The sequence below is a fragment of the Capnocytophaga sp. oral taxon 412 str. F0487 genome (assembly GCF_000271925.1).
GTDB lineage: Bacteria > Bacteroidota > Bacteroidia > Flavobacteriales > Flavobacteriaceae > Capnocytophaga > Capnocytophaga ochracea.
On record NZ_AJZR01000038.1, the window covers coordinates 1 to 2,449 of the forward strand.

Annotated in this window: 1 protein-coding gene and 1 pseudogene; both read left to right on the plus strand. The window is 31.2% G+C overall.

From position 1 onward, the window contains the following. A pseudogene (locus HMPREF1321_RS12020) lies at positions 1 to 1,520 on the plus strand (hypothetical protein); the annotation flags it as partial. Further along, on the plus strand, positions 1,517 to 2,227 hold the full coding sequence (locus HMPREF1321_RS06440) for a hypothetical protein (RefSeq protein WP_009421874.1): 711 nt from the start codon (positions 1,517 to 1,519) through the stop codon (positions 2,225 to 2,227). The pseudogene HMPREF1321_RS12020 and the gene HMPREF1321_RS06440, both read left to right, overlap by 4 nt. Positions 2,228 to 2,449: the final 222 nt, after the last annotated feature.

Here is a 2,449-nt window from a genome sequence, read left to right on the forward strand (position 1 = left end):
AGAAGGGCAAGACGTGGAAATCGCAAAAGGGGAGTATGCCCTATACCAAAGTTACAGGACTCAAACGAGGACGTACCTACATCTACAAAGTGGGAGTAGCTTGTGGCTTAGAAACAGCCCATAGTAGCTCGGTATTTGGTGAAGAGAGCTATATGTATAGCACCGAACAGGAGTTTACTACCACCGAGCAGATAGACGAAAAGAGCCAAGTGCAATGTGGGGTAAAACCCGAAATACGCATCAAGAACACTAACCCACTACAGGACAATCTGTATCCTAACACGACCTTTACAGCAGGTGATTTCCCGGTAACGGTACTCAACGCTACGGGTAACAATGGCGTATACTCAGGTGAAGGCTATGTGAAAGTACCTTATTTGCAAGACACTAAAATAAGGGTAGTGTTTAACGGCATCAAGCTCAACACCGAACGGCAACTCATAGAGGGAAAACTCGTAACCACTTATGATGAGACGGAGAGGAATGTGGTGGAAGTGCCTATTATTAAAACACTTAATGATGCTATAAATTCATTAAAGAATGTAGGCAAGCAACAAGAGGAGATAGTTCAGAATCAAGAAAAGTTAGAAAAACAGCTTTCTGAAAATAAAATAGACAAAGAAGAGTATGACAAAAAAACTAAAGAAAATATATCTCAATGGGAGAAAACATTATCGGTTTATAATGATGTAGAAAGTTTTACAGAGAAACACCCTTTAATAACAAAAGAAGAAGTTAATGAACTGAAGGAACTTCAACAGCAAAAGAGTTTTGCAGGAAATAGTGTTAGCAAAAAAGACTTAGAGAATACAAAAAAGATTAATGCGAGACAAACTGAAACAATAGAAAAACTTTTAAAAAAGGAAGATGAAATTAGAAAGTTAATAGATGATTTTATTGCTAATTGTCCTGATTGTCAAAATCCTAAACTTTTTCTTGATGCATTAGTTCAGATAGCTCAAAATGTTGGGAGAAAGGAAGCTGAAAATTCAATAAAGAAGTGGGAAGAATACTTTCGTACAGGTGTAGCTTCTACAGAAGCAATAAAAGTTAATATCTGTTTGGGATTAGAGAAAAAGATTGAAATCAGAAGTAAAAATGGTTATTTTGAAAAGATATATGAGCAAATACCAAGAAGAACTTATAAATCTTCTATGGAAGCATTAGGTTTTTATAACACCTATTCATATGCAGATGCTATAGTGATTAATGGAAAAAAAATAAACTATACAGGAGAGATTAAGATAAAACCTAAAGAAGAATTTAATATATGCTGTGTCGAACTAAAAGCAGGTAATTTAACCTATAACGCAAAAGAGACAAACCAAATATGGTTCCTAAATGACAAAAATATTTATACAGCGAAATTAATTTTCAGTTCAAAAGATGATATTGATTTAGTTTGGAAATACTATTATATCAAAAACAAGAATGAGACTAAAGAGAATGTGATAAAAGAATATGATAAGATCCATAAAACTAATTTTTATAATCTAATCCTTAGGAAGGTGAAAAAATGAAGAAAAGAATAATTACATATAGCTCTATTATATTAATAATAGCTTTTTTCATAGTTAAATATATTGAATTCTTAGATGTACAATTTAATGTTATTTATATAGAAAATAGTTTATTATACAGAAATTATAATGATCTTTATGCAAGTCAAGGAGGCAATCCCTTATATGAAACTTTTTTAAAAGTAATGCAGAAAAAAGATAATAGGATTTACCATCTTTTAAAAGAAGGTAAACTTCGTTTGCAAAAAGATGATAAAGAAAATGTAACATTTATTTGGTTTAGAACTAATGAGGGTGAAACTGTAAGAAATAGTGACTTAACCTTTTTTAAATACTTATTTTTTAAAAAGAATATATTTATAAACTTTAATTTTAAAGAGTATTTTGATTACAAAGAAAATATAATTTATAAACTCAACGGGAACTCTTTTATAGCAATTGACCCCCTAAACACAAATAAAATTCAGTTAAAATACGCTAATAAAATCAACTGCAAACCGTGTAAAATTTTTGTTGAGGACTATTTTACACAACACACTTATTTACTAATCCAAGCTAACAATATAAAGTTTATTAATTCAACTTTTAGTAATTATAGTAAAGAAATTATCTACCAAACATTTAAGGATATGTATAAGAATAATAAAGATACCTTTCTAATAAATCTTTGTTATTACAATATAGAGGATTTAGAATGTTTAGATTAATTTTTTTCACGTTCTTTGACATATTGAACCTTTTGATATTAGCGACCAACTCAAAAACGGCACTTTGCCCACAGAAAACGAGTTTGGCGACCTTTCTACCTATAGCCCTGAACAAAGCGCAGTCATCGCTAAATTTACAACCAGCAGAAAGCCAAAAGAGAACACTTATTACATCTTTTTGGTAAACGACAGCACTGGCGATCACGGCTATATGCGATTAGG

Bases quoted from the DNA above. Each gene is read 5' to 3' on its own strand.
- HMPREF1321_RS06440 (WP_009421874.1), top strand. From the start codon at position 1,517: ATGAAGAAAAGAATAATTACATATAGCTCTATTATATTAATAATAGCT.